This is a genomic window from Chitinolyticbacter meiyuanensis (assembly GCF_008033135.1).
Classification (GTDB): Bacteria; Pseudomonadota; Gammaproteobacteria; order Burkholderiales; family Chitinibacteraceae; genus Chitinolyticbacter; species Chitinolyticbacter meiyuanensis.
The window spans coordinates 2,626,188-2,648,457 of sequence record NZ_CP041335.1 but is presented as its reverse complement, the minus strand read 5'-3'; the positions used below and the strand labels follow the sequence as shown (position 1 = coordinate 2,648,457).

At 64.7% G+C, this 22,270-nt stretch carries 20 protein-coding genes; all 20 read left to right on the top strand.

Going from position 1 to position 22,270, the window contains the following annotated elements:
• Window positions 1-62 precede the first annotated feature (62 nt).
• The 20 genes from FLM21_RS12565 (at window position 63) to FLM21_RS12470 (ending at window position 22,240) form a co-directional block, all read left to right on the top strand.
• Entirely contained in the window at window positions 63-797 is a 735-nt protein-coding gene (locus FLM21_RS12565; protein ID WP_148715890.1) for an S-methyl-5'-thioinosine phosphorylase, read from the top strand.
• Complete coding sequence (locus tag FLM21_RS12560; RefSeq protein ID WP_222846696.1) at window positions 794-1,348, top strand: adenylyl-sulfate kinase; 555 nt, start codon at window positions 794-796, stop codon at window positions 1,346-1,348. The genes FLM21_RS12565 and FLM21_RS12560 overlap by 4 nt, the downstream gene beginning before the upstream one ends.
• Window positions 1,349-1,363: 15 nt before the next feature.
• On the top strand, window positions 1,364-2,116 hold the full coding sequence (locus FLM21_RS12555; RefSeq protein ID WP_148715889.1) for a class I SAM-dependent methyltransferase: 753 nt from the start codon (window positions 1,364-1,366) through the stop codon (window positions 2,114-2,116).
• A 4-nt stretch (window positions 2,117-2,120) separates the two neighbouring features.
• Window positions 2,121-4,433, top strand: coding sequence for a PEP/pyruvate-binding domain-containing protein (locus tag FLM21_RS12550; protein ID WP_148715888.1), 2,313 nt, complete (start codon window positions 2,121-2,123; stop codon window positions 4,431-4,433).
• Window positions 4,430-5,026, top strand: coding sequence for a gamma-glutamyl-gamma-aminobutyrate hydrolase family protein (locus FLM21_RS12545; RefSeq protein WP_148715887.1), 597 nt, complete (start codon window positions 4,430-4,432; stop codon window positions 5,024-5,026). Before FLM21_RS12550 ends, FLM21_RS12545 begins: the two co-directional genes overlap by 4 nt.
• Window positions 5,019-5,819, top strand: coding sequence for a 3'(2'),5'-bisphosphate nucleotidase CysQ (gene cysQ / locus FLM21_RS12540; RefSeq protein WP_187359886.1), 801 nt, complete (start codon window positions 5,019-5,021; stop codon window positions 5,817-5,819). The genes FLM21_RS12545 and cysQ overlap by 8 nt, the downstream gene beginning before the upstream one ends.
• Complete coding sequence (locus tag FLM21_RS12535) at window positions 5,816-6,550, top strand: phosphocholine cytidylyltransferase family protein (RefSeq protein ID WP_148715885.1); 735 nt, start codon at window positions 5,816-5,818, stop codon at window positions 6,548-6,550. Before cysQ ends, FLM21_RS12535 begins: the two co-directional genes overlap by 4 nt.
• Complete coding sequence (locus FLM21_RS12530; RefSeq protein ID WP_148715884.1) at window positions 6,537-7,634, top strand: DegT/DnrJ/EryC1/StrS family aminotransferase; 1,098 nt, start codon at window positions 6,537-6,539, stop codon at window positions 7,632-7,634. Before FLM21_RS12535 ends, FLM21_RS12530 begins: the two co-directional genes overlap by 14 nt.
• Window positions 7,631-8,575 (top strand): WxcM-like domain-containing protein, encoded by a 945-nt coding sequence (locus FLM21_RS21530; protein WP_148715883.1) that lies wholly within the window; start codon window positions 7,631-7,633, stop codon window positions 8,573-8,575. Before FLM21_RS12530 ends, FLM21_RS21530 begins: the two co-directional genes overlap by 4 nt.
• Window positions 8,575-9,660 (top strand): CDP-glycerol glycerophosphotransferase family protein, encoded by a 1,086-nt coding sequence (locus FLM21_RS12520; protein WP_148715882.1) that lies wholly within the window; start codon window positions 8,575-8,577, stop codon window positions 9,658-9,660. The genes FLM21_RS21530 and FLM21_RS12520 overlap by 1 nt, the downstream gene beginning before the upstream one ends.
• Before the next feature lie 13 nt (window positions 9,661-9,673).
• Window positions 9,674-14,050, top strand: a complete 4,377-nt coding sequence (locus FLM21_RS12515; RefSeq protein WP_148715881.1) for a glycosyltransferase — start codon at window positions 9,674-9,676, stop codon at window positions 14,048-14,050.
• Between the two features lie 195 nt (window positions 14,051-14,245).
• The gene (locus FLM21_RS21525; protein WP_148715880.1) at window positions 14,246-15,856 is read left to right on the top strand and encodes a flagellin N-terminal helical domain-containing protein; all 1,611 of its coding nucleotides are present in this window, start codon (window positions 14,246-14,248) and stop codon (window positions 15,854-15,856) included.
• A gap of 85 nt (window positions 15,857-15,941) precedes the next feature.
• Complete coding sequence (locus FLM21_RS12505; RefSeq protein ID WP_148715879.1) at window positions 15,942-16,328, top strand: flagellar protein FlaG; 387 nt, start codon at window positions 15,942-15,944, stop codon at window positions 16,326-16,328.
• A 64-nt stretch (window positions 16,329-16,392) separates the two neighbouring features.
• Window positions 16,393-18,450, top strand: a complete 2,058-nt coding sequence (gene fliD, locus FLM21_RS12500; protein ID WP_148715878.1) for a flagellar filament capping protein FliD — start codon at window positions 16,393-16,395, stop codon at window positions 18,448-18,450.
• 11 nt (window positions 18,451-18,461) lie between these two features.
• Window positions 18,462-18,941 carry a flagellar export chaperone FliS gene (fliS, locus tag FLM21_RS12495; RefSeq protein ID WP_148715877.1) on the top strand — a complete coding sequence of 160 codons (480 nt, stop codon included), beginning with the start codon at window positions 18,462-18,464 and terminating at the stop codon, window positions 18,939-18,941.
• On the top strand, window positions 18,928-19,248 hold the full coding sequence (locus tag FLM21_RS12490) for a flagellar protein FliT (RefSeq protein WP_187359885.1): 321 nt from the start codon (window positions 18,928-18,930) through the stop codon (window positions 19,246-19,248). Before fliS ends, FLM21_RS12490 begins: the two co-directional genes overlap by 14 nt.
• 61 nt (window positions 19,249-19,309) lie before the next feature.
• Complete coding sequence (locus FLM21_RS12485; protein WP_148715875.1) at window positions 19,310-19,690, top strand: DUF2802 domain-containing protein; 381 nt, start codon at window positions 19,310-19,312, stop codon at window positions 19,688-19,690.
• Between the two features lie 3 nt (window positions 19,691-19,693).
• Window positions 19,694-20,773, top strand: coding sequence for a flagellar hook-length control protein FliK (gene fliK / locus FLM21_RS12480; protein WP_148715874.1), 1,080 nt, complete (start codon window positions 19,694-19,696; stop codon window positions 20,771-20,773).
• Window positions 20,763-21,107, top strand: a complete 345-nt coding sequence (locus FLM21_RS12475) for an EscU/YscU/HrcU family type III secretion system export apparatus switch protein (protein ID WP_148715873.1) — start codon at window positions 20,763-20,765, stop codon at window positions 21,105-21,107. The genes fliK and FLM21_RS12475 overlap by 11 nt, the downstream gene beginning before the upstream one ends.
• A 5-nt stretch (window positions 21,108-21,112) precedes the next feature.
• Window positions 21,113-22,240 (top strand): MFS transporter, encoded by a 1,128-nt coding sequence (locus tag FLM21_RS12470; RefSeq protein ID WP_148715872.1) that lies wholly within the window; start codon window positions 21,113-21,115, stop codon window positions 22,238-22,240.
• The last annotated feature ends 30 nt before the right edge of the window (window positions 22,241-22,270 follow it).

The window sequence follows — 22,270 nt, the reverse complement described above, 5'->3', positions numbered from 1 at the left end:
CTTTTTCTTGCCTTATATTCAGGCAAGGATTCAGCAAATACGCCCCTTGGCAGGAGACCGACATGCTCGCCATCATCGGCGGAACCGGGGCTACCCAACTCGGCAACTTCACCCGGACCCACCGGCAGGTGGTCCGCACCCCCTATGGCGAGCCCTCGGGCGCGCTGACCTTCGGCGAGATCGCCGGCCACCAGGTGGTGTTCATCGCCCGCCACGGCTATGGCCATACCATCCCGCCGCACCGCATCAACTACCGCGCCAACATCTGGGCGCTGGCCGACATGAAGGTGCGCCGCGTGGTCGCCATCGCGTCGGTGGGCGGCATCCGCGCTGATCTGACGCCAGGCACGTTGGTGGTGCCGGATCAGATCATCGACTACACCTGGGGTCGCAACCAGACCTTCTTCGAGGAGGGCAACACGCCCTTCGTCCATGCCGACTTCACCCAGCCTTACGACGAGAAGCTGCGCCAGCAACTGCTGCAGGCCGCTGCGGTGGTGAACGAACCGGTGACTGCGGGGGGGGTGTATGCCTGCAGCCAGGGGCCACGGTTGGAAACGGCGGCCGAGATCCGCCGCATTGCCGGCGACGGTGGCGACATGGTGGGCATGACTGCCATGCCCGAAGCCATCCTCGCCCGTGAGGCAGGTCTCGCCTACGCCGCGCTGGCCTTCGTCTCCAACGCTGCCGCCGGCATCGGCGACAGCGAGCGCAACATCAGCATGTCGACCTCGGCCGAACCGTTCCGTGGGGCGATCGGGCGCATCGAGCGCGTGCTGGGCGCGTTGTTCGCGTGAGCGCCGCAATCATGGCGCAGGCCGGCCTGCAGCAAGCTGGCCATGTGTACTGGGTGACCGGCCTTGCCGGGGCCGGCAAGACCACCATCGGCACGGCGCTCCATCAGCGCTTGCTCGAAGCCGGCAGGCGTGCGGTATTGCTCGACGGCGACCGCTTGCGCGAGGTGTTCGGCGGCCAGCATGGCTATTCGGTGGAGGAGCGCAGGCACCTCGCCATGTGCTATGCCCGGCTATGCAGGATGCTGGCGGACCAGGGGGCGGACGTGGTGTGCGCTACCGTCTCGATGTTCAACGCCGTGCGGCAGTGGAACCGCGATCACATCGCCGGCTACCGTGAAATCTATATCGTCGCGCCTGAAGACCATCTCTTCGAGCGGCGCGCTTTCTACAGTGACCACACCGCCTCGCATGACGTGGTGGGCCTCAATCCCGCCTACGAGCTGCCGACCAACCCGCACGTGCTGGTCCAGAACGACGGGCGCCATACGCCGGAACAACTTGCCGAACAGATCCTGTCCGCACTGGACAATCATCGGCCCAGCCAAGCCTGAACAGGAGCAACTGACTTGAAAACCGAATGGGATTACACCGACCTCGCCGACGCCTACCTGCAACGGCCGGACTACGCCGAAAGCGCGATCGACGATCTGGTGCGGCTGGCCGGCGTGAAGCCTGGCGACAAGGTGTGCGATGTGGGGGCCGGCGTGGCCCACCTCACGCTGATGCTGGCCAAGCGGCAGTTGCAGGTGGTGGCGGTGGAGCCGAACGATGCGATGCGCGGCAACGGCATCAAGCGTACCGAGGCGCTGTCGAATGTCAGCTGGTTCGAGGGTACAGGCGAAGCCACCGGCCAGCCGGACCACGTCTACAAGATGGTCACCTTCGGTTCGTCGTTCAACGTGACCGACCGCCCTGCGGCGCTGCGCGAGACACAGCGCATCCTGGTGCCGGGCGGCTGGTTCGCCTGCATGTGGAATCACCGTGATCTCGACGATCCGATCCAGGCCCGCATCGAGGCCATCATCCGCGAGTTCGTGCCCGGCTACGGCTATGGCACCCGCCGCGAGGACCAGACCGAGGTGATCGAGCAGAGTGGGCTGTTCCGCGAAGTGCATCGCATCCAGGGCAGTGTGCTGCATCACCAGGGCATCGAGGATTGCGTCGAGGCCTGGCGCTCGCACGCCACGCTGCAGCGCCAGGTCGGCGAGCGCTTCGGCGAGGTGGTCGAGGCGATTGCCGCCTACGTGCGCGGCCTGGGCGTGGATAGCATCCCGATCCCGTACGTGACCAATATGTGGGCGGCGCAACTGAAGGGTTGAGTCCATGCGGTTCCAGAGCAAGGCGGGCACGCTGGAGGCGTTGCAACCGGTATTGCGCAGTGCGCGGGTATTGCCGCAACTGCGCTTCACCGTGGCGCAATGGCGCACGGATGCGGCAGCGCTGACTGTCCGCGTCCGCGAGCTGGGTTGGCCGCTGCTGGCGGTGCGCAGCAGCGCGCTGGCCGAGGACAGTGCCAGCGGATCGCTGGCCGGCCGTTTCGAATCGGTGCTGTCGGTGCCGATGGCGGATGTCGCCGGTGCCGTGGCCACCGTGATCGCGTCGATGGCCGATGCCGCGGGCGTTGTCGATCCACGCAACGAGGTGTTCATCCAGCCGATGCTGGAGCGGGTCGAGCTCGCAGGCGTCGCCTTCGGCCAGGACCCGGCCACCGGTGCGCCGTACTATGTGCTCAATTACGACGACACCAGCGCTCGTACCGATAGCGTCACCGCTGGGGTATCCAATCAGCTCAGGACCCGCTACATCCATCACCTGGCGCCGCTGGAGCCGGCACCGCTCGACACCGTGGTGGCGCTGATCGAGGAATTGCGTGCGCTGTTCGGCACTGCCGCACTCGATCTGGAATTCGCCATCGCCGACGGCGGAATGGTGCTGCTGCAGGTGCGCCCGTTGCTGGTGATGGACGCCGGCATCGATACCGCTGCGCACCGCGACATGCTGGCGCATATCGCGGCCAAGATCGAACAGGGGCGGCATCCGCATCCGTTCCTGCACGGCCGGCGCACCGTCTACGGCGTGATGCCGGACTGGAATCCGGCCGAGATCATCGGTGTGCGGCCCAAGCCCTTGTCGCTGTCCCTGTATCGCGAGCTGGTCACCGACAGCATCTGGGCTTACCAGCGCCACAACTATGGCTACCGCAACCTGCGCAGCTTCCCGCTGATGCTGCATTTCCACGGCCTGCCGTACATCGATGTGCGGGTCAGCTTCAATTCCTTCGTGCCACGTGACATCGACGGCTCGCTCGCGGACAAGCTGGTCAACTATTACGTCGACCGCCTGCTCGCCGCACCCAACCTGCACGACAAGGTCGAGTTTGAGATTGTCTTCTCCTGCTACACGCTGGACCTGCCGGAGCGCTTGGCAAAGCTGAGCGAGGCTGGCTTCACCCTGGCCGAACAGCAGCGCCTGGCCGACAGCCTGCGCAACCTGACCAATCGCATCGTCGACAATGACACTGGTCTGTGGCGCTCCGACCGCGACAAGCTGGCCGTGCTGGCCGCGCGGCGCGACGAGATCCTGGCGGCCGACGTCGATCGCGTGTCGCGCATCTACTGGCTGCTGGAGGACTGCAAGCGCTACGGCACCTTGCCGTTCGCGGGTCTCGCGCGCGCCGGCTTCATCGCGGTGCAGATGCTGCGCTCGCTGGTGGCGGTCGGCGTGCTCGACCGCGCAGCCTACGACGCCTTCATGAATGGTCTCGACACGGTCAGTGGTCAGATGACGCGCGACCTGGTCCAGCTCGACCGCACCACCTTCCTGGCCAAGTACGGCCACCTGCGGCCCGGCACCTACGATCTGCTGTCGCCGCGCTATGACGAGGCGCCCGATCTTTACTTCGACTGGCAGCGCACGGTGGCCGAGCATGCGCCGGCGGCGCCGTTCGCACTGTCGCTGGCGCAGATGCGCGCCATCAGCAAGCTCTTGGCCGAGCACGGCCTGGCGCACGATGTGGTCGGGCTGTTCGATTTCCTGCAGGCGGGTATCGAGCTCAGGGAATACGCCAAGTTCGTGTTCTGCCGCAACCTGTCGGATGCGATGTCGCTGTTCCGCGAGCTGGGCCGCGAGCACGGCTTCTCGCTGGACGACATGGCCTATGCCGACATCCATTGCGTCCACGAGCTGTACGCAGCCGGCGTCGACCCGGTAGCGCTGATCGGCGAGAGCATCGCGCGTGGCCGCAAGCGCTATGCCGAAACTTGCCAGATCGTGCTGCCGCCGTTGCTGTCCTCGCCGGAGGATGCATTCTCGTTCGAGATGCCTGCCACCGAACCCAATTTCATCACGCATCGCCAGGTGACAGCGCCGGTGGTGTCGTACCGCGATCGCGAGCAGTTGGTGGGCGCCATCGTCGCCATCCCCAGCGCTGACCCGGGCTTCGACTGGCTGTTCTCGCACGACATCGCCGGCTTCATCACCGCCTATGGTGGCGTCAACTCGCATATGGCGATCCGCGCCAACGAGCTGGGCCTGCCGGCAGTGATCGGTGCGGGCGAAGTGCTGTATGGCAAGTGGTCAGCTGCACGGATGCTCAACGTCGATTGCGCCAACCGCCGCGTGGAGGTACTGCGTTGAAGCCGGTCCTCGTCAGCCAGCGCGTCGATGCCTGGCGCGACCGCAACGAGCGCCGCGATGCGTTGGACCAGCGCCTGATCGCCATCCTTGCCGAGTGCGGCCTCCTGGCCGTGCCGGTACCGAACCGGCCCGACAGCGTGGCCACGCTGTGGCAGGCGCTGATGCCAGCCGGCGTGGTGCTGTCCGGTGGCAATGACCTGCTGGTGCAGGGCGGCGATACACCGGAGCGCGACGCCACCGAGCGCGCGCTGCTCGATCTGGCCGTCAGCCATGCCGCGCCGGTGCTCGGCATCTGCCACGGCCTGCACGTGATCGTCGACTACTTCGGCGGTACGCTGCACCGTATCGAGGGCCATGTCGCCACCCGGCATCCGGTGGCGGGCGAACTGGGTACATTCGAGGTCAACAGTTACCACAACTGGGGCGTGCGACAACTGCCTGAACTGTTGCAGGACTTGGCGCAAGCACCCGACGGCAGCATCGAAGCGCTACGCCATGCGGAACTGCCAGTGCTGGCCGTGATGTGGCATCCCGAGCGCGAAGCGACCCTGGCGCCGCATGACCGTCACCTGATCGAGCATCACTTTGCCTGACCTCGCCCTGGATCATCGCCATCTTGAAACCGAGCTGGTACGCATCGCCCGCCAGGCCGGCGCGGCCATACTCGATATCTATGCCCGCGCCGACTTCGGCGTCGAAGCCAAAGGCGACGGCTCGCCGTTGACGCTGGCCGACCTGGCCGCCAACCGCGTGATTCTCAGCGAGCTGGCGGCGTGTTTTCCCTGGCCGGTGATTTCCGAGGAAACGCTGGTCGACTATACGGTGCGCCGCGATTGGGAAACCTTCTGGCTGGTCGATCCGCTCGACGGCACTCGCGATTTCCTCGATCGCAACCACGAGTTCACCGTCAATATCGGCCTGATCCACCAAGGCGTGGCCATTGCCGGCGTGGTGTACGCGCCAGCGCTCGACGAGTTGTATTACGGCGCTTTGGGGCAGGGCGCCTGGATGGCGCGCGGCGGCATGCACACCGCGTTGCCGGGGCGCTGGGCGCCCGAGCGCGCGCTGGCGTGCAGCCGCCATCACGATGTGCCGCAGACCGCCGCCTTCGCCCGTCTGAACGGCGTGGCGTGCAGTGTACCCATCGGCTCTGCGCTGAAGTTCGGCCGGCTGGCCGCCGGCGAGGTCGATCTCTACCCGCGCTTCAACGGCAGCAGCGAATGGGACGTCGCCGCTGGCGACGCGGTGCTGCGTGCTGCCGGCTGCGTGTTGCGCGCGTTGCCGGACCTGACGCCGATACGCTACAACACGCCCAGCCAGCGCAATCCCCATTTCATTGCCGCGGCGCCACATGTGCCGCTGGACCAACTGAGTTATCCGACATGATTCGAGCCATCATCCTCGCCGCTGGCCGTGGCAGCCGCATGGGCGCGCTGACCGCCGAACAGCCCAAGTGCTTTACCCGACTGCATGGCCGTCGCCTGCTCGACTGGCAACTGGCCGCTTTGCGCGGTGCCGGTATCGCCGATATCGCCATCGTGCGCGGCTACTGCGCCGACAAGTTCGACGAGCCGGTGCAGTACTTCGACAATCCGCGCTGGGCCGAGACCAATATGGTGCGCACGTTGGCCGAGGCGGGAGAATGGCTGCGCGCCGGCCCATGCATCGTCAGCTACAGCGACATCTTCTATTCCGCCGAAACGGTGCGCCGTCTGGCTGCGAGTAATGAGGAACTGGCGATCTCCTACGACCCGGACTGGCTCCAGGTGTGGCAGAAACGGTTTGCCGATCCGCTGGCCGACGCGGAAACCTTCCGTCGCCATGCCGACGGCACGCTGGCCGAGATCGGCGCGCGCAGCGACAGCGTGGCAGCCATTGAGGGCCAGTACATGGGGCTGTTGAAGTTCACGTCGGCGAGCTGGGCGCGGATCGAGGCCTTGCTGGCGGAACAGGGTGCTGCTGCGGATAAACTGGACATGACTTCGTTGCTGCGCCACGGCTTGGCGCAAGGCTGGCGCATCGGCACCGTGCCGGTGGCTGGCCCGTGGGGCGAGGTGGATTCGGCCGACGATCTGGCCGCCTACGCGGAGGTGAGCTTCGATCATGTTGCTGATTAACGATCTCGCACGGCACAACGGTGCGCTCGACGCCGAGCTGCGTACAGCCATCGACCGTGTGTTGCAACGCGGCTACTACATCCTCGGGCCGGAGAACCAGGCGTTCGAGGCCGAGTTTGCGCAATACCTCGGCGTGACCGGCACCGTGGCGGTCGGCAACGGCACCGACGCACTGGAGCTGGCACTGCGCACGCTGCAGGTCAGCCCGGGCGACGAGGTGCTGACGGTGGCCAACGCCGGCATGTATGCCAGCACCGCGATCCGCGCGGTCGGCGCTGTGCCGCGGTATGTCGATATCGAGTCGCAGTCGATGCAACTGGATGTGCGCCTGCTCGATGCTGCCGTCACGCCGCGCACCCGCGCGCTGGTGCTGACCCACCTCTACGGCCGCATGGCTGATGTCGAGGGGGCGCTGGCCTGGGCTCGTAGGCGTGATATTCCGCTGATCGAGGACTGTGCGCAGGCGCATGGCGCAATGCGCGATGGCCGCCGCGCCGGCAGTTGGGGCGATCTGGCCGCATTCAGCTTCTATCCGACCAAGAACCTGGGCGCATTGGGTGACGGCGGTGCGGTGGCCAGCAACGACGTTGCCTTGTTGGAGCGTTTGCGCAGCCTGCGGCAGTACGGTTGGAGCGGCAAGTACCACGTCGGCTTGGCGGGCGGGCGCAACAGCCGGCTTGACGAACTTCAGGCGGCTGTGCTGCGGGCCAAGCTGCCCTGCCTGGATGGCTGGAACGCGCGGCGGCGCGAGATCGTGCAGCGCTATCGCGCCGGGCTGGTGGATCTGGGCTGGCAATTGCCCTTGCCGCCTGGCGAGGACGATGTCGCCCACCTGTGCGTGATGCGCCTTGCTGCGCGCGATGCGGTGCGCGGCGCGCTGGCCGAGGCGGGTATCGCCACGGAGATCCATTATCCGATTCCCGATCACCTGCAAAGCGTGGCCGCGCCGGGGACCGCGCTGCCGGAAACCGAACGCGCGGCGCTGAGCATTCTCACCTTGCCGTGTTTTCCCGAGCTCGCCGATACCGAAGTCGATCAGGTCATCGCGGCGTGCCGGGCGGTCGCGGCGGAGCTGCAAGCATGAATTACTACGTTCATCCTTCAGGCCTCTGCGAGAGCAGCCAGATCGGCGACGGCACCCGGGTGTGGGCGTTCGCTCATGTGCTGCCTGGGGCGAGCATCGGCGCCGACTGCAATATCTGCGACCAGGTGTTCATCGAGAACGACGTGGTGCTGGGTGACCGCGTCACGGTGAAGTGCGGCGTGCAACTGTGGGATGGCCTGCGCGTGGGCGACGATGTGTTCATCGGCCCGAACGCCACCTTTACCAACGACCGCTTCCCACGCAGCAAGCAGTATCCGGAGGCGTTCGCGCAGACCCGCATCGAGCATCACGCTTCGATCGGCGCCAACGCCACCATCCTGCCGGGGCTCACCATCGGCCAGCACGCGATGATCGGTGCCGGCGCGGTGGTTACCCACTCGGTACCGCCTTACGCCATCGTGGTTGGCAATCCGGCGCGCATCGTCGGCTATGCCACCACCGCGTCGGGCCAGCCGACGCCTACGGCGGCCCGAGCGCCGCAGACCGCTGACGATGGCGGTTGCCAGGTGCGCGGCGTGCGCTACCTGGAGATGCCGGTGTTCGAGGACCTGCGTGGTGCGCTGACTGTCGGGCACTTCCCGGCCGACGTGCCGTTTCAGCCCAACCGCTATTTCATGGTGTTCGACGTGCCGAGCAAGGATGTGCGCGGCGAGCACGCGCATAAGGCCTGCGAGCAGTTCCTGATCTGCGTGCGTGGCAGCGTGCGCGTGGTGGCGGATGATGGCGAGGCGCGGCAGGAGTTCGTGCTCAATCACCCGCGAAAGGGCTTGTACCTGCCAGCGATGACCTGGGGCAGCCAGTACGCCTATAGTCCCGATGCGGTATTGTTGGTGTTTGCCTCGCACGCTTACGATGCGGATGACTACATCCGCGATTACGCTACTTTCCTCGCCGCCGTCGGCGTACAGGACGCCCGCTGATGTCCGTTGATGTCATTTGCTACTGCTATCACGTCTCGCACGTGCTCAATCTCGGGCAGATCCCGGCGCTGCTCGCCCAGCGCGGCGCCCGGGTGCGCTGGCTCAATGCCTTTGCCGAATCGAGCTTCCCGCTGGAGCAGGCGCCTGGCGTCGAATACGCGTTCAATGTGCCGCTGGATACACTGGGCCGGCTGGAATCCGATCTCTACCTCACGCCCTATGTCGGCCAGGTGGCGCATTTCCCTCAGCGTGCCCAACGCGTGCATTTCCTGGTGTCGTTGACCAGCCTTGATGGCGTTTACGACAAAGGGATGTTCGATCAATACGACGTGATCGCCTGCGCGGGCCGGCATCATGTCGACGAGTTTGCCGTGCTGGCCCAGGAGCGGCACTGGCAGAACAAGCTGCTGATGCCGGTCGGCTATCCCAAGCTCGATGGCCAGCGGCGCCAGCTCGCGGCGTCCGGTTTGAATCCGCCGGAGAATCTCACGGTGGTGTTCGCGCCCACGCATGCCTATTACGTGAACCGCGGCTTCTCCATCCTCAACCGCTATGGTGAGCAGCTGGTCTCGGCGATGCTGGACGGCGGCATCTCGGTGGTGTTCCGCCCGCACATGGAATCCTGGCGCGACCAGGACAAGCCGGTGGTCGAGCGCATCGTTGCCCGCTTCCAGGGCCATGCGCAGTTCTCGCTCGATCGCTCGGGCAACTACTTCGACACCTACGCCCGCACGCATCTGATGCTGACCGATATCTCCGGCACGGGCTTCACCTACGCTTTCACCTTTGGTCGCCCGGCATTGTTCTTTGCACCGAATGCGGCGGACGAGGCGGGCATGCGTGGCATCCAGTTCGAGCGCCGCGAGAATATCGGCCTGGTGGTCCGCTCACTCGACGAGCTGGTGCCCAAGCTGCGCCTGGCGCAGACGCATCGCGGTTTCCTCGAACAGCAGATCGCCGAGTTTCGCGACTGGCTGTTGTTCAACCCCGGAACCAGCGAGCAGTTCTTCGCCGACCATGCCCGCGAGCTGCTGTCGCGCGAGGGCGCGGCCCGCAGCTGGCCCCAACTGCACCATCCTGCCTGAGCGGACCTGATCCATGACTACACCTGTTCGCCCGGATGTCACCGTTGCGGTGATGTCGTACAACAATGCCCGATTCATCGACAAGACCATCGAGTCGGTGTTGGCCCAGACCGGCGTGTCCTTCGAATTGCTGGTGTTCGACGACCAGTCCAAGGACGACACGCTCGCCGTGCTGGCGCGCTATGCCGACCGCCCTAACTTCCGCTACGAGATCAACCCGCACAATCTCGGGATGATGGGCAACTACAACCGCTGCGTGGAATCGGGCAGCGGGCGCTATGTAGTGGTACTGGGATCGGACGACCTGATCTACCCGGGCCACCTTGCCTCGCTGTTCGCTGCACTCGAACTGCACCCGGAAGCACCGCTGGCGTATACGCAATGCAACTGGATCGATGAACAGGGCCAGCTGGTGCGCTATGCGGAGCACCCGGGACACCTGCCGCACTCCTATTTCGGCCACCGCGACGAAGTGGTCGACCTGCTCAGTTTCGACAACTACATCACGCCTTCGGCCGTGATGCTGCGCCGTAGCGTGTTCGACGAGGTGCGGCTGCCCGAGGGCCCGCTGCATCGGCCAGACCTGACCGCGGGCGACTGGGAACTGTGGACGCGCATTGCCCGCCGGCACCCGGATTTCGTGTTTCTGCACCAGCCCACGGTGGGCTACCGGGTGCACGGTGGCCAGGTGTCGCAAAGCTTCTACGGCTCCGAAAAACCGTTGGCCGAACACACCGAGATACTCGAGCTGAACCTGGCCGATCCGGTTGCGGCCCCCCGCATCCGCGCGGCGGCCGAGCGCATCTGGCGGCTTTACCTGCAACGCTTCGGCAGCTACCCGGCGCAGATCCAGGAGCAGTTCCGGGTGCGCGCCGAAGCCATTCACCAGGCGCTGTTCCAGCCGGCGAGCCTGCTATCGGCCAGGGTTGTGGCGCCGGATGACGCGCCGATGTTCTCGGTGGTGCTCACCACCTACAACCGCCCCGAGCTGCTGGTCGATGCACTGGCCAGCCTGTCGGCACAGACCTGGCGCGATTTCGAGGTGATCCTCGTCAACGACCATGGCAGCCCGGTCGAGGCGCTGATCGCCGAGTGCGAGTACCCCGTCACCTATCTGTACCTGGGCAGGAACAGCGGCCTCTCGGCCGCGCGCAATGCCGGCTTGCGCCAGGCGCGCGGCCGCTATGTCTGCTACCTCGATGACGACGACCTTTACTTGCCGAATCACCTGGCGGTGCTGGCGGCAACCCATGCCCAGCATCCGGACAAGGTGGCGTACACGGGCGTGGTCTATGTGCAGGAAAAGCTGGAGGACGGCCAGCGCATCGAGCTTGCGCGCGAGGAGCCGTTCCGCCACCAGCAGTTCTCGCGCGAGCAGCTGTTCCTGCAGAACTACATCCCGGTCAATACCTGGAGCCACCCGCGCGCAGCGCTGGACGTGGTCGGCGGTTTCGATGAATCGCTGACTGCGCTGGAAGACTGGGACATGCTGCTCAAGCTGGCGCGGCATCTCGAGTTCGTGCACGAGCCACGGGTGACGTCCGAGGTGCATGTGCGGCCATCGGGCGGCACCGATCACATGCTGGGGCGCGAACGCAAGAATTTCCCGGCGTTGTATCGCAAGCTTTACCAGCGCCATGGCGACCTGGGCAATGGCGTGCTGGCCGAGGCACGCGGCAAGCTGCTGGGCCAGATGGATGCCGCGCAGAACCCCGGCCAGGCGCCGGCACGCGCGCTGTCCTTCCTTGATGTGTACGCGGCCTGGCGCGCCGAGCGGCGCCTGCTGCCCAGCCACGGCCGGTTGTTCGATGCCCGTATCGCCGAGTGGCCACACCAGCCGCGCATCGTCCCGGTGATCTTCGATGAAGCGGGCGACGTGGCGGCGCTGGTGCGTACCATCCGCAGCCTGACCGCGCAGTACTACCACCCCGCGCACATCATCATCCTCTCGAGCAAGCCGGCCCCGGCTGGCGGCGCCGGTGACAACGTCAGCTGGCTGGGGCTGGACGACGCGTGGCCGCAGACGCTGGGCAGCGCACTGCCGGCTGGCTCGGACTGGCTGTGGCTGGTCCACGCCGGCGACGAGCTGGAAAAGACCGCCACGCTGCTGCTGGCCGAGCAGATCATCAGCCAGCCGGCCGTGCACTGCGTCTATGCCGATGAAGACTGGCGCAAGCCGGAGGGGCAATACGATCTGCCTATCTTCCGTCCGGACTTCAACCTCGAACTGCTGCGCAACACGCCCTATATCGGCCGCTCGCTGGCGGTATCGGTGCCGGGGCTGACGCAGTTCGGTGGATTCGATGCGCGTTTTGGCGCATTGGCCCATGTGGACCTGCTGTTCCGCGTGCTGGAGCAGGCGGGCTGGCCGGCGATCGGCCATCTGGATGACGTGCTGTATCACAGCGCCGTGCCGTATGGCGACTGGGTGAACCTCGATGCTGTGCAGCAGCCGCTGTCGCCAGTGATCGCGGCCCACCTGGGACGGCTGGGATTGACCACTGTGGTCGAGCAGGGCGCCTTGCCGTCGGCGCGCAGCGTGCGCTATCAGCATGCAAGCCAGCCGCTGGTGTCGGTCATCCTGGTTGCACCGCGGGAGCTCGCCGCGCTGCAACGCTGCATCGAGCGGCTGGTCTCGGCCACCCGCTATCCGCACTATGAGCTGCTGGTGATCGACGCTCATGGCGATGTGCCGGCGCTGCGTGAATACCTGGTCGGCCTCGATGCGCTTGGCAACCCACGCCTGCGCACGTTTGCCAGCGACGACGCCTTCAACGATGCCGCCATCGTCAACGTGCTGGCCAGTCAGGCCAGCGGCGAATACCTGCTGTTGCTCGATGCCGGCAGCGAGATCGTCGGCGAAGACTGGATCGACTTGCTGCTCAACCACGCGCAACGCGCCGAAGTCGGCGTCGTCGGCGGCAAGCTGCTGGCGCCGGACGGCACAGTGGTCAAGGCGCTGCATATCCTGGGCCTGCATGGCGCAGCCAATAGCGCGTTCATCGGCATGCCACATGATGCCTACGGCTACATGAACCGCCTGCAGCTCGACCAGGACGGCTCCGCGGTCAGCCGTGGTTGCATGATGGTGCGTAAGCAGGTGTTCGACGAGCTGGGTGGTTTCGATGCGGCAGCGTTCCGCGATGGTCACGCCGATGTCGACTTCTGCCTGCGTGCGCACGCCGCCGGTTATCTGACGGTCTGGACACCGCGGGTGACCGCGGTGCAGACCTTGCCGGGCGATGCGCCGGGTGAGCCGGCGCGGGCCGCGTTGCTGCAGCGCTGGCTGCCGCGCCTGGCCGCCGATCCGGCCTACAACCGCAACCTCTTCCTGCATGGCAACGGCTTCGATCTGGAGCCGCGTGCGCAGTTGTCGTGGCGACCGGTAAGCTGGCGGCCGCTGCCGACGGTGCTGGCACACCCGGGCGATGCGATGGGCTGCGGCCAGTATCGCGTGATCCAGCCTTTCCTTGCGCAGCAGGAGGCACTGCAGATCGATGGGCATATCAGCTGGGAGCTGTTGCACCCGGTCGACCTGGCCCGGCTCGATCCGGACGTGTTGCTGTTGCAGCGCCAGATCACGGAGAACCAGATCGGTTTCATCGAGCAGTACAAGCGCTATTCGCGGGCTTTCAAGATCTACGAGCTCGATGACTACCTGCCCAACCTGCCGATGAAGAGCGCGCATCGCGCCCATATGCCCAAGGATGTGCTCAAGCAGATGCGCAAGGCGCTGTCGCTGGTTGACCGCTTCGTGGTATCGACTGCGCCGCTGGCCGAGGCGTACGCCGAGCTGAACCTGCATCGCGATATCCGCGTGATCGAGAACCGCCTGCCACCCAAGTGGTGGCGTGATCTGCAGAGCGAGCGACGCGTGGGCGCGAAGCCACGGGTTGGCTGGGGGGGCGGCATGAGCCATACCGGCGACCTGGAAGTGATCCACGACGTGGTCAAGGCGCTGGCGGACGAAGTGGACTGGGTGTTCTTCGGCATGTGCCCGGAAGTGCTCAAGCCCTATGTGCGCGAATACCACTCGGGCGTGCCGATCGAGCAATATCCGGCCAAGCTCGCCAGCCTGAACCTCGATCTCGCGCTGGCGCCGCTCGAACACAACCTGTTCAACGAGTGCAAGAGCAACCTGCGGCTGCTGGAATACGGCGCCTGCGGTTTCCCCACCGTCGCGACCGATATCGTCTGCTATCGCGGCGACTTGCCGGTGACGCTGGTGAAGAACCGCTTCCGCGACTGGGTGGAGGCCATCCGCAGTCATTTGCGCGATCTGGATGCCACGGCTCGGCAGGGCGATGCGTTGCGCGAAGCGGTGCTGCGCGACTGGATGCTGGAAGGCGAGCATCTCGTCGCCTGGCGGCAGGCCTGGCTGCCCGATTGAGCCGGACGGGACCATGCAAAGGCCGCCTCAATGGGCGGCCTTTGCACTTTGCGGATGCCGTTTGTAACGTCTGCAAAAAAAGTTGCGGGCAGCCCCTAAAGTTCATGCAGAGGTCGTCGATAACGGTTCCAAGGATCGAATGAATTCGCTCCGATGTAGTTTCTGAATACCGTTTTCTCTCGAGGAGAAACAGTCATGCAAGTCATTAACACCAACATTCCGTCGCTGAATTCCCAGCGCAACCTGAACAATTCCCAGACCAGCCTCAACACCTCGCTGCAACGACTCTCCTCGGGTCTGCGTATCAACAGCGCGAAGGATGATGCTGCCGGTCTGGCGATTTCTCAGCGTTTCACGTCGCAAATCCGCGGCATGGACCAAGCCACCCGCAACGCCAACGATGGCGTGTCGCTGGCGCAAACCGGTGAAGGCGCGCTGTCGCAAATGGGCGACATGCTGCAACGGATCCGCGAACTGGCCGTGCAGTCCGGCAACGCCACCAACTCGGCCAGCGATCGCGAAGCGATCAACGCCGAAGTGACGCAGCTGGTCTCGGAACTCGAGCGTACTGCCAACACCACCCAGTTCAACGGCCAGAAGCTGTTCGACGGCTCGTTCACCGCGGCAACCTACCAGATCGGTGCCAACGTCAACGAATCGATCACCGCGACGACCTCGAACCTGCGTACCAGCCAATACGGCACCTACCAGATCGGTAACGGTAACGGTACCGGCGCCAAGTCGATCAGCAACTTCGTGACTTCGGGCACCACCGTGTCTGCCGGCGCCACCGGTACCGTGAACGTGGACGGCGTGACCGTGGCCGCTAGCGGTACGTTCAGCATCAACGGCACCTCGATCTCGGTGTCGGGTACCGACATGGCGCGTGATATCGCCACCAAGATCAACCAGGCCAACACCGGCGTGCGCGCCACTGCCCGTACCGAGACCACGCTCTCGCTGGGTAGCGGTACCTTCACCCTGGCCCTGGCTTCGAAGTCCGATACCTTCCAGGCCGTGTCGTTCAACGTCTCCGATGCCAACAACAACGGCACCATCGAAGGCGACGAATACGCCCAGGCAATCTCGGCATTCAACTCCAAGTCGTCGCAGACTGGCGTGACCGCACAGCTCGAAACCTTCCAGGACAGCTCGGGTACCACGCAATACGGTATCAAGCTGGTGTCCGAAGATGGTTCGAACATCGCCATGACCTCGGCCAGCGGCGTAGCTAGCGGCTTCGGCGGCGACGTGAACGTGTGGAACTTCGATACCGCCAACTCCACCGGTTCGACCCAGTATCTGTCGAGCTCGACGGTGTACAGCGCCGGCGCAACCGGTTCGGTGCACTTCGGTGGCCAAGTGGTGCTGAACTCGTCCAACTCGTTCTCGGTGACGACCGACTCGGCCAGCTTCGCCTCGGGTGTGCTGTTCACCGGTGTCGACAACACCAGCGTGTTCGCCTCGGGTGCCTCGTACCAAGCCGATCTGAAGACTGTCGAGAAGCTGGATGTGTCGACCGTCGAAGGCGCTGCGCAAGCCCTGCGCACCGTCGATGACGCACTGACCACCATCAACGACCAGCGCGCCAAGTTCGGTGCCCTGCAATCGCGCTTCTCGGCCACCATCTCGAACCTGGCCACCACGTCGGAGAACCTCTCCGCCGCCCGTAGCCGGATTCTGGATGCAGACTTCGCTTCGGAAACCGCGAACCTGACCCGTGCGCAGATTCTGCAACAGGCCGGTACCGCGATGCTGTCGCAAGCCAACCAGCTGCCGCAACAGGTCCTCAGCCTCCTGGGCTAAGCCTGATAAGCTAGGCTAGTTCGCTGGCAAATCATGCCCCGGCCCGGTTAAAACCGCGCCGGGGCATTCCCTTGGGAGAGCCGTCATGCAAATATCCCCGATCCCCGCGCAGGCCAATTCCGGTCCGGCGCTTACCGAGCAGGCCAGCCGCCGGCCTGATTCCCAAACCAGTAGTGCCCAGGCCGCAGTGTCTGCGATTGCGGTTCCCAGCGATGCGGTGCAGGCCACCGATGCGATACAAAGCGGTGACGAGCTGAAGGATGCGGTGAAGAAGCTGAACGAAACCGCACAGGCCCTTTCCAACAGCAGCGCGCTGAATTTCTCGATCGACAACGACGTCAATGCGGTGGTGGTGAAGGTGGTCGACAGCAGCACCGATGAGGTGATCCGCCAGATCCCCAGCGAGGAAGCGATCGCGATCGCCAAGGCCATTGACCAGTTTCGCGGTCTGCTGATTAAAGAACAGGCCTGAATTGCCGATTTAAACAGCAAGCAGCTTTACCCGATTCATCCATTCAACAAGGCAGGACTGCACCATGGCATCGATTACATCATCAGGTTTGGGCTCGGGGCTGAACGTCAACGACATCATCTCCCAACTGATGGAGATCGAGAGCCAGCCGTTGACCAAGCTGCAGGACAAGGCCAAGGAAGCCCAGGCCAAGATCTCGGCCATCGGCACCTTGCAAGGCGCGCTATCGACGTTCCAGGGGCGCGTGCTGTCGTTGTCGAGCGCCAGCGCCTACAAGAGCCTCAAGGGCAGTCTGGCCGATACCACCATCGGTACCGTGAGCACCGCCGTCAACGCGCAGGCAGGTAGCTACAGCCTGGCGGTGACGCAGCTGGCGCAGGCGCACAAGCTGAAGTCGCAGTCGTTTTCCAGCGTCAATGCGCCGGTGGGCACTGGCTCCATGACGATCCAGTTCGGCACCTACGACGACAAGGGCACGTCGGGCAACGCGGCCGACGACACCTTCGAGGTCAACGGCGACAAAGGTGCCCTGACCATCGAGATCGACAGCACCAACAACACGCTGACGGGCCTGCGTGATGCCATCAATGCCAAGAAGGCGGGCGTGACCGCCACCATTGTCAACGATGGCAGCGGTTATCGCCTGTTGCTCTCGTCAAGTGACAGCGGCAAGGCCAACAGCCTCAAGATCACCACCGACGATGCCGATGGCAACGACACCGATACTGCCGGATTGTCACGCTTTTCCTATGATCCGCTGGGCACCAAGAATCTCACGCAGACACAGGCTGCCCAGAACGCCGAATTCCAGCTCGACGGCATCGCGATCAGCAAGTCGAGCAACACCGTGACCGATGTGTTGCAGGGGGTGACGCTGACGCTGCAGAAGGTCAGCGCGCGTGATACCAACAATGCACCCGTCGCAACCTCGCTCAACATCTCGCGCGATACCAGCGGGGTGAAGACCGCGGTCGAGGACTTCGTGAAGTCCTACAACGAATTCGTGAAATCGGTCGAAGGGCTGAGTTTTTACAACAAGGACGACAATTCCGCCGGGCTGCTCAACGGTGACTACGTGATCCGTTCGATGCAATCGTCGATCCGCTCCACCCTGAACCAGGGCCTGGGCAGCGGCAGTTATTACCAGAGCCTGGGCGCGGTCGGCGTGAGTTTCGACGACAAGGGCAACATGACCCTCGACTCGACCAAGCTGCAAAAAGCGCTTGATACCCGCCCCGAGGACGTGGCCAGCCTGTTCGCCGTGAACGGCGTCACCAGCGATGCGCGCGTCAGCTACGTCTCGTCGACTGCGGCGACGCAGGTGGGCAGCTTTGGCGTGAGCATCAGCTCGCCGGCCACGCGCGGCAATTTCAGTGGCCTTGCCGTTGCCAATGGCCCGATCACCATTGCCGAAGGCGACAACGACATGCTGATGGTGGCCGTCGACGGTGCGTCGTCCGGCCAGATCAAGCTGTCGCCGGGCAGCTACGCCACGCCAGCGGCACTCGCCGCCGAAATACAGTCCAAGATCAATGGCGACAGCCGCTTGAAGGATGCCAATGCCGCCGTGACGGTGAGCTACAACGCCACCAGCGGCAAGTTCGAGATGAGCTCGAACAAGTACGGCGCCAAATCCAATGTACAGATCACCGCGACTGGCTCCGCCACCGAGGCCACGTTGGGCTTCAAGGTGGCGCAGGGCGGGACCGGGTCGGATGTGGTCGGGACCATCAACGGCGAGCCCGCCAAGGGCGATGGCCAGGTCCTGACCGGCTCCGGCAAGGCCGAAGGCCTGAAACTCACGATTACCGGCGATACCGCAGGCGAATACGGTACCATTGGCTTCAGTCGTGGTTTTGCCAGCAAGCTCGATCAGACGGTCACCAGCATGCTTTCCGACAACGGCTTGCTACGCAGCCGCATCGACGGTTTGAACCGTGATCTGAAGAACATCGGCGCGCAGGGTAATACCGTGACCCGGCGCCTGGAAGACATCGAGAAGCGCTACCGCGCGCAATTCACTGCGCTGGATGTGCAGATCGCAACGATGAATTCGACCAGTACCTACCTGAGCCAGCAACTGTCGATGCTGAACAATCTGGCGAGCGGCAACAAGAAGTAAGAGGAAGTCCCATGTCCGTTGGCGCAAAGAAGGCGCTGGCCGCTTATGGCAAGCAAAACCTGCAGGCCCAGGTCGAATCCGCTTCCCCTGGGCGGCTGATCGTGATGCTGTACGAAGGCGCGATCAAGGCTGCGCAGTTGGGCAAGCTGCATATGCAGAATGGCGATATCGCCGCCAAGGGTGAATCGCTGAGCAAGGCGATCTCCATCATCGACGAAGGCCTGCGGCTGGTGCTTGATCACGAGCAGGGCGGCGAATTGTCGGCCAACCTCGATGCGCTGTACTTCTACATGATCCAGCAGTTGTTCGAAGCCAATCTGCACAACCGTCCCGAGCTGATCGATCAGGTGGTCACCTTGCTGACCGATCTGCGCGATGCCTGGGAAAGCATCGCCCAGCCAGCGCCGTTGCCGACAGCGGACGCCGAGCCCGCCGGGCAGGCGCCTGGCGACGATGCCCAGCGGGGGACCCTCAGTTATGGCAAGGCCTGATATCGGCCATACACTGCGGGCGCTCCACGTGCTGGCGCGGCAGATGCTGGCCGACGCCCGAGAGCAGCGCTGGGATGATCTGCTGGAGCGCCAGCCCATCTGGCTGGCCTTGCATGAGGCGCTGCACAGTGTCGATTGGGCGGCCTACCCGGAGGAAGAACGGCAGGCGCTGAGTGTGCTGATGGAGGGACTACAGTCATCCATCGCCGAACTCACCGCGCTGGCCGAGGCCTGGAAGCCGGAGCTGCAATCGATGATGAACGTGCTGCAGAACTCCTCCAAGCTCGATCGCGCCTATCGCGTTTGAGCCGGCAAGGCGCCATGCGGTCGTATACGCTGAAGCGAAGGGTTTCTTGGAGACGGCGAGCATGAATGCCATCGTCCTCACGTGGCCACAGCTGCTGTATATCGGGCTGGGGCTGGTCGTGTTCTATGTCGCGCAGTTGCTGCTGTTCTTCCGCAAGGTGAAGGCGCGTCCGGCCAATGTCGACGTGAATCGCCGGCAGAGCCAGCTCGAAGAGGAAGTCGAAGTCTTGCGCCGCGAGGTGGAGACCCTGAAGCTGCGCCTCGCAGCCAGTGCCTATGTGCAGGCCGCGCCAGAGGAAGACGCAACCGAAACGCCGTATGCACACGCCATCCGCATGGCACGAGCCGGCGCCGAGGTCGAGGCGATGATTCGTGAATGCGGCATCAGCCGTGGCGAGGCCGACCTGATTGCCGCGCTGTATCGCGCAGAGCGCCAGGGCTGAACCATGTTGCCCGGCAACGCACCGACCAGCCTGCTGCAGCTGTACGTCAAGACGCAGCAGGGGCTGATCGAGGTTCTCAAACCTTCGCCAGACGATACCGCCCGCTTCTCGGTGGGCGAGCGCGTCAACGCCACGGTCACTCAGCAATTGCCCAATGGCCGATTCGCCGTACTGGTGAAGGATCAATTGCTCGATCTCAACCTGCCGCGCAATACGCAGCCGGGCGAGGAGTTCGACCTGACCGTGGTCGCGCGTGACCCCAAGCTCACCTTTGCCCTGAGCCAGCAGCCGGCGGCGGCGCCGCAGAGTCGCGAGGCAGCCCTCAGCCAGGCTGCGCGCTATCTCACCTCGCTGCTGACCGGCAGTCGCAATGGTGAAACCAAGGCCGCGGTCACACTGCAAGGCCAAACCCCGTTGATTCCTGATGGCAATCTTGACCCGGCCGCGATTGCCAGTCGTCTGGCTGGCGCGATGTCGGAAAGTGGCCTCTTCTACGAATCGCATCAGGCCGAATGGGTGAATGGCCAGCGCAGTCTGCAGGCGCTGTTGCGCGAGCCCCAGGCGCAGCTTCGCTCATCGTTGCCGATGCATCAGGAAGAGGGCAGTCGGGATGTGCGCGCCGATACGCGCATCGGCAATGTTGTCGAGCAATTGCTGCGTGGCGATGCGCGAACCAGTCCCGAAGCCGAAGCGATGCTCAAAGGCCTGGTGCAGCAACAGCTCGATACCATCGAGCAGCGGCCCGTGGTATGGCAAGGCCAAGCCTGGACGGGGCAGCCGCTCAAGTGGCAGCTGCAGCTGGAGAACGAGCGCGGCGAAGATGGGCAGGTCGATACCGAGGCGCAACGCTGGCAGACCTGGCTGAACCTGGAACTGCCGCGGCTCGGCCCGGTGGCGATCACCGCGACCTTGTTCCAGGGCCAGTTCAGCCTGCAGTTTTCGGCTGAACGCCCCGACACGCTGGCCTTGCTGCGCGATGGGCAGGGGCAGCTGTCCCAGCAGTTCGAGGCCGCCGGCCTTGCGTTGGCGGGCACCCAGTTTGGCTTGAGCGACAGCGACGAGGCGCCTGCGGATGGCGCGTAAGGTCGGCCGTAGTTCTCCCGATCGCCAGCAGGCGGTGGCGCTGGCCTACCACGAAGGCGGCGGTTCGCCGCGCGTCACGGCCAAGGGCCAGGGCATCGTCGCCGAGAAGATCATCGAGAAGGCCCGCGAAGCGGGGGTCTTCGTCCACGAGTCGCCCGAACTCGTGGCGCTGCTGATGCAGGTGGATCTCGACCAGCGCATCCCCCCGCAGCTCTATCGCGCCGTCGCGGAATTGCTCGCCTTTGTCTATCTGCTTGAAACCGGTGTCAAGGTGGAACCGCCGCTGTTATCCTTGCCTGAGCCCGAACCGGCCCCGCCATCCGACGCCTCCTAGATCTTGTGACCAACCCATCCCTGCGCCACGCACCTTACGCGGTGGCATCGCTGTTTTTTCTGCTCGGCTTCAACTACGGCAGCTGGGCGACCCGCCTGCCTGCCCTCAAGGCCCAGCTGGAGCTGGGCCCGGCCCAGGTCGGCTTCCTGCTCTTGGCCAGTGGCCTCGGCGCCGTATTTTCCTTTCCGATCACCGCGACCTTGCTGCGCAAACTCGGTGCGCAACGCTGTTGTTGGCTCTCTGCTGCACTGATCCCCGGCTTGCTGATCCTGCTGGGTCTCGCACCCAACTATCCGTTTGCACTCGTCGTCATGGTGTTCGAGGGCGTGGCTGCGGCCTGTCTCAATGTGGCGATGAATGCGCAAGGGGTGGATATCGAGCTCAAGCGCAGGAAACCCATCATGTCGAGGTTGCATGCGGTGTTCAGTCTCGGCGGCCTTGCCGCCGCACTGTTTGCTTCGCAGATGATCCGTTTGCTGCCGTCGGTGACGCTGCACTTTGCCGCCGCTGCGATCCTGATGTGGGCATTGCTGGCCTGGGCTGCGCCCCGGCTGTTACCGCAGGCGCCGGAGCCGGACCGCCAACCGGGCAAGCGTTTCTCGTTGCCTTCCGGTGCTGCCTTGTGGCTGGGCATAGCGGCGCTCGCCGGCACCGTGGTCGAAGGATCGATGTCCGACTGGACCGCGCTTTACCTGAAGGAGCGGGCAGGAGCCAGCGAGCAGTGGGCTGCGCTGGGGCTGGCTGCGTTTACCGTCACCATGTTCTGTGCGCGCTGGCTGGGCGACGGGTGGCGTGCCCGCTGGGGGAGCGCTCGCCTGCTGCAGGTGGGCGGCAGCGTGGCGGGAATTGGCCTGGCACTGGGGTTGCTGCTGGGTGGCTTCTGGCCGGGCCTGCTGGCATTTGCGCTGGTCGGGCTGGGCGTCGCAGCGGTTTCACCGTGCGTCTACATTGCCGGTGCCAAGCAAGGCCCGGTGGCGCTTGCCGCCGTAACCACCACCGGTGCAGTTGGCGCCTTGCTCGGCCCACCGCTGATCGGCTTCGTGGCCCATGCATCGCACCTGGGTTGGGGCTTGGCCGTGGTGGCCGGCTCTGCCGCGCTGATAGCGCTGGCTGCCCGCCGCATCGCTTGGTAACGCCACCTGCCGACGGCGGTACAATCTGGC